Source organism: Neisseria sp. HMSC070H10 (genome assembly GCF_001837635.1).
Taxonomy (GTDB): Bacteria; Pseudomonadota; Gammaproteobacteria; order Burkholderiales; family Neisseriaceae; genus Neisseria; species Neisseria subflava_A.
Window position 1 is genome coordinate 1 of sequence record NZ_KV833355.1, and the last position, 6,116, is coordinate 6,116.

Below are 6,116 nucleotides of genomic sequence, written 5' to 3' on the forward strand. Positions count from 1 at the left end.
ACCGCATCACCGATGCCCTTCACGTTTTTCAGCTCCTCCACCGATTTGAACGCACCGTTCTTCTGACGGTATTCCACAATCGCTTTCGCCTTAGCCGGGCCGATACCCGGCAAGGCCTCCAGTTCGGCAGAAGACGCGGTATTAATGTTCACGGCGGCCAAAGAGAATGCTGCACAGACGGCGGCAAATGCACCAAATAAAAATTTCTTCATCAGATTTTTTCCCATAACATATTTGATTGAATCAGTCATAAAGTCTACCGAATGGTTTTATCCCACTCTGTAAACACTGTCACATACGCAGATAGGGCAACAGCCCATACCCGCATAAATGCTTACGCCATATTAACGCAAATATCATTTTATTTCAAATATTCTAAACAGTTAACCGTAACTTTCGGTACTTTTGTTCAAGAATAACAACAGAGTTGTCATCCTTTAATTTAAACAACAAGCATGCACGAACACTCAATAGGCATCGGAATGGGTATCGGTTCATCAATATCCTTGCACCCATTACCCTACCTCCTATCGTCAAACCGACAGAACTGACAGGCATGTAAAAAGCCCCCGACATCAGTCGGGGGCTTTGGAATGGGTGTTTGGCGGTGACCTACTTTCACATGGAAGAACCACACTATCATCGGCGCTGAGTCGTTTCACGGTCCTGTTCGGGATGGGAAGGCGTGGGACCAACTCGCTATGGCCGCCAAACTTAAACTGTTACAAATCGGTAAAGCCTTAATCAATTATTTGGTGATGACTGAATCAGTCAGTAAGCTTTTATCTTTGAAGTTCTTCAAATGATAGAGTCAAGCCTCACGAGCAATTAGTATGGGTTAGCTTCACGCGTTACCGCGCTTCCACACCCCACCTATCAACGTCCTGGTCTCGAACGACTCTTTAGTGTGGTTAAACCACAAGGGAAGTCTCATCTTCAGGCGAGTTTCGCGCTTAGATGCTTTCAGCGCTTATCTCTTCCGAACTTAGCTACCCGGCTATGCAACTGGCGTTACAACCGGTACACCAGAGGTTCGTCCACTCCGGTCCTCTCGTACTAGGAGCAGCCCCCGTCAAACTTCCAACGCCCACTGCAGATAGGGACCAAACTGTCTCACGACGTTTTAAACCCAGCTCACGTACCACTTTAAATGGCGAACAGCCATACCCTTGGGACCGACTACAGCCCCAGGATGTGATGAGCCGACATCGAGGTGCCAAACTCCGCCGTCGATATGAACTCTTGGGCGGAATCAGCCTGTTATCCCCGGAGTACCTTTTATCCGTTGAGCGATGGCCCTTCCATACAGAACCACCGGATCACTATGTCCTGCTTTCGCACCTGCTCGACTTGTCGGTCTCGCAGTTAAGCTACCTTTTGCCATTGCACTATCAGTCCGATTTCCGACCGGACCTAGGTAACCTTCGAACTCCTCCGTTACTCTTTGGGAGGAGACCGCCCCAGTCAAACTGCCTACCATGCACGGTCCCCGACCCGGATTACGGGTCTGGGTTAGAACCTCAAAGACACCAGGGTGGTATTTCAAGGACGGCTCCACAGAGACTGGCGTCTCTGCTTCAAAGCCTCCCACCTATCCTACACAAGTGACTTCAAAGTCCAATGCAAAGCTACAGTAAAGGTTCACGGGGTCTTTCCGTCTAGCAGCGGGTAGATTGCATCTTCACAACCACTTCAACTTCGCTGAGTCTCAGGAGGAGACAGTGTGGCCATCGTTACGCCATTCGTGCGGGTCGGAACTTACCCGACAAGGAATTTCGCTACCTTAGGACCGTTATAGTTACGGCCGCCGTTTACTGGGGCTTCGATCCGATGCTTGCACATCTTCAATTAACCTTCCAGCACCGGGCAGGCGTCACACCCTATACGTCCACTTTCGTGTTAGCAGAGTGCTGTGTTTTTAATAAACAGTCGCAGCCACCTATTCTCTGCGACCCTCCAGGGCTTACGGAGCAAGTCCTTAACCTTAGAGGGCATACCTTCTCCCGAAGTTACGGTATCAATTTGCCGAGTTCCTTCTCCTGAGTTCTCTCAAGCGCCTTAGAATTCTCATCCTGCCCACCTGTGTCGGTTTGCGGTACGGTTCAATTCAAACTGAAGCTTAGTGGCTTTTCCTGGAAGCGTGGTATTGGTTACTTCATGTCCGTAGACACTCGTCATCACTTCTCGGTGTTAAGAAGACCCGGATTTGCCTAAGTCTTCCACCTACCGGCTTAAACAAGCTATTCCAACAGCTTGCTAACCTAACCTTCTCCGTCCCCACATCGCATTTGAATCAAGTACAGGAATATTAACCTGTTTCCCATCGACTACGCATTTCTGCCTCGCCTTAGGGGCCGACTCACCCTACGCCGATGAACGTTGCGTAGGAAACCTTGGGCTTTCGGCGAGCGGGCTTTTCACCCGCTTTATCGCTACTCATGTCAACATTCGCACTTCTGATACCTCCAGCACACTTTACAATGCACCTTCATCGGCCTACAGAACGCTCCCCTACCATGCCAGTAAACTGGCATCCGCAGCTTCGGTTATAGATTTGAGCCCCGTTACATCTTCCGCGCAGGACGACTCGACCAGTGAGCTATTACGCTTTCTTTAAATGATGGCTGCTTCTAAGCCAACATCCTGGCTGTCTGGGCCTTCCCACTTCGTTTACCACTTAATCTATCATTTGGGACCTTAGCTGGCGGTCTGGGTTGTTTCCCTCTTGACAACGGACGTTAGCACCCGCTGTCTGTCTCCCGAGGAACCACTTGATGGTATTCTTAGTTTGCCATGGGTTGGTAAGTTGCAATAACCCCCTAGCCATAACAGTGCTTTACCCCCATCAGTGTCTTGCTCGAGGCACTACCTAAATAGTTTTCGGGGAGAACCAGCTATCTCCGAGTTTGTTTAGCCTTTCACCCCTATCCACAGCTCATCCCCGCATTTTGCAACATGCGTGGGTTCGGTCCTCCAGTACCTGTTACGGCACCTTCAACCTGGCCATGGATAGATCACTCGGTTTCGGGTCTACACCCAGCAACTATTCGCCCTATTAAGACTCGGTTTCCCTACGCCTCCCCTATTCGGTTAAGCTCGCTACTGAATGTAAGTCGTTGACCCATTATACAAAAGGTACGCAGTCACACCACAAGGGTGCTCCCACTGTTTGTATGCATCAGGTTTCAGGTTCTATTTCACTCCCCTCCCGGGGTTCTTTTCGCCTTTCCCTCACGGTACTGGTTCACTATCGGTCGATGATGAGTATTTAGCCTTGGAGGATGGTCCCCCCATATTCAGACAGGATTTCACGTGTCCCGCCCTACTTTTCGTACGCTTAGTACCACTATTGAGATTTCGAATACGGGACTATCACCCACTATGGTCAAGCTTCCCAGCTTGTTCTTCTATCTCGACAGTTATCACGTACAGGCTCCTCCGCGTTCGCTCGCCACTACTTGCGGAATCTCGGTTGATTTCTTTTCCTCCGGGTACTTAGATGGTTCAGTTCTCCGGGTTCGCTTCGCTTATCCTATGTATTCAGATAAGGATACCTCCTAAGAGGTGGGTTTCCCCATTCGGACATCGCGGGATCATAGCTTTATTGCCAGCTCCCCCACGCTTTTCGCAGGCTTACACGTCCTTCATCGCCTATCATCGCCAAGGCATCCACCTGATGCACTTATTCACTTGACTCTATCATTTCAAGAACCTCTTTGACTTCGTTTACCTACCCGTTGACTAGGGAAGCAAACTTGAAATTCCTACTTTGATAAAGCTTACTGCTTTGTTGTGTCTTAATCCTGCCTTTTGTGTTTCAGGATTAAGTCGATACAATCATCACCCAAATACTGTGTTTGTTTTCTTTTCTCTTGCGAGAGATTTTTTATCCTTTGCAAAGAACAAAAAATCAAAACAAACTCATTGTCTTTGTTTGTTGATTTCGGCTTTCCAATTTGTTAAAGATCGATGCGTCGATATTTCACTTCGCAAATCAAAATAAGCTGCTAAGTATAGCAGGCTTCCTTTGATTTGTAAAGTTCTTGGTGGAGGCAAACGGGATCGAACCGATGACCCCCTGCTTGCAAAGCAGGTGCTCTACCAACTGAGCTATGCCCCCGTTCTTGGTGGGTCTGGGAGGACTTGAACCTCCGACCCCACGCTTATCAAGCGTGTGCTCTAACCAGCTGAGCTACAAACCCGGATTCTCTTCTTAAGCGAATCTTGTCTTCACTCAAGCTTTTCTCTTCCGCATCTTTATACAGTTTACCGATAAGTGTGAATGCATCAGACCTCTTCTTTCTCTAGAAAGGAGGTGATCCAGCCGCAGGTTCCCCTACGGCTACCTTGTTACGACTTCACCCCAGTCATGAAGCATACCGTGGTAAGCGGGCTCCTTGCGGTTACCCTACCTACTTCTGGTATCCCCCACTCCCATGGTGTGACGGGCGGTGTGTACAAGACCCGGGAACGTATTCACCGCAGTATGCTGACCTGCGATTACTAGCGATTCCGACTTCATGCACTCGAGTTGCAGAGTGCAATCCGGACTACGATCGGTTTTGTGAGATTGGCTCCACCTCGCGGCTTGGCTACCCTCTGTACCGACCATTGTATGACGTGTGAAGCCCTGGTCATAAGGGCCATGAGGACTTGACGTCATCCCCACCTTCCTCCGGCTTGTCACCGGCAGTCTCATTAGAGTGCCCAACTAAATGATGGCAACTAATGACAAGGGTTGCGCTCGTTGCGGGACTTAACCCAACATCTCACGACACGAGCTGACGACAGCCATGCAGCACCTGTGTTACGGCTCCCGAAGGCACTCCTCCGTCTCTGGAGGATTCCGTACATGTCAAGACCAGGTAAGGTTCTTCGCGTTGCATCGAATTAATCCACATCATCCACCGCTTGTGCGGGTCCCCGTCAATTCCTTTGAGTTTTAATCTTGCGACCGTACTCCCCAGGCGGTCAATTTCACGCGTTAGCTACGCTACTAAGCAATCAAGTTGCCCAACAGCTAATTGACATCGTTTAGGGCGTGGACTACCAGGGTATCTAATCCTGTTTGCTACCCACGCTTTCGAGCATGAACGTCAGTGTTATCCCAGGAGGCTGCCTTCGCCATCGGTATTCCTCCACATCTCTACGCATTTCACTGCTACACGTGGAATTCTACCTCCCTCTGACACACTCTAGTCACCCAGTTCAGAACGCAGTTCCCAGGTTGAGCCCGGGGATTTCACATCCTGCTTAAGTAACCGTCTGCGCTCGCTTTACGCCCAGTAATTCCGATTAACGCTCGCACCCTACGTATTACCGCGGCTGCTGGCACGTAGTTAGCCGGTGCTTATTCTTCAGGTACCGTCATCAGCTGTCGATATTAGCAACAGCCTTTTCTTCCCTGACAAAAGTCCTTTACAACCCGAAGGCCTTCTTCAGACACGCGGCATGGCTGGATCAGGCTTGCGCCCATTGTCCAAAATTCCCCACTGCTGCCTCCCGTAGGAGTCTGGGCCGTGTCTCAGTCCCAGTGTGGCGGATCATCCTCTCAGACCCGCTACTGATCGTCGCCTTGGTAGGCCTTTACCCCACCAACTAGCTAATCAGATATCGGCCGCTCGAATAACGCAAGGCCCGAAGGTCCCCTGCTTTCCTCCTCGGAGAATATGCGGTATTAGCTAATCTTTCGATTAGTTATCCCCCATTACTCGGTACGTTCCGATATATTACTCACCCGTTCGCCACTCGCCACCCAAGAAGCAAGCTTCTCTGTGCTGCCGTCCGACTTGCATGTGTAAAGCATGCCGCCAGCGTTCAATCTGAGCCAGGATCAAACTCTTATGTTCAATCTCTAACTTATAACTTCTGGTCTGCTTCAAAGAAACCGACAGGACAATGTCTAAAACATCATCTTGTCTGTCTTTCAAACAGTGTGAGGCCTAATGCACTCACACTTATCGGTAATCTGTTTTTTAAAGAGCGAATCGAATTATACAGTACATTTAGCAAATGTCAACTAAAATTATCGAAAATTTTAACTAACTGTGTTATACTGTCTGCTTCGTTTTCTTCACCGCGTCAGCAGCGAAGAACCGAACTATACGCCTCACAAC

At 49.4% G+C, this 6,116-nt stretch carries 1 protein-coding gene, 2 tRNA genes and 3 rRNA genes; all 6 read right to left on the bottom strand.

The features are described from left to right. Positions 1–212, bottom strand: a 212-nt coding sequence (locus tag HMPREF2606_RS01160) for a ComEA family DNA-binding protein (protein WP_070711971.1), incomplete at its 3' end; no start/stop codon positions are given. Between the two features lie 387 nt (positions 213–599). Beyond that, positions 600–713, bottom strand: a 5S ribosomal RNA gene (gene rrf, locus HMPREF2606_RS01165). A 94-nt stretch (positions 714–807) separates the two neighbouring features. Then, positions 808–3,696: ribosomal RNA gene (locus HMPREF2606_RS01170) — 23S ribosomal RNA — on the bottom strand. Between the two features lie 348 nt (positions 3,697–4,044). Next, positions 4,045–4,120, bottom strand: a tRNA-Ala gene (locus tag HMPREF2606_RS01175). A gap of 5 nt (positions 4,121–4,125) precedes the next feature. Further along, positions 4,126–4,202 (bottom strand) — tRNA-Ile (locus HMPREF2606_RS01180). Positions 4,203–4,308: 106 nt separating this feature from the next. Next, positions 4,309–5,849: ribosomal RNA gene (locus HMPREF2606_RS01185) — 16S ribosomal RNA — on the bottom strand. The 16S, 23S and 5S rRNA genes sit together here with 2 tRNA genes alongside, the layout of an rRNA operon. Positions 5,850–6,116 lie beyond the last annotated feature (267 nt).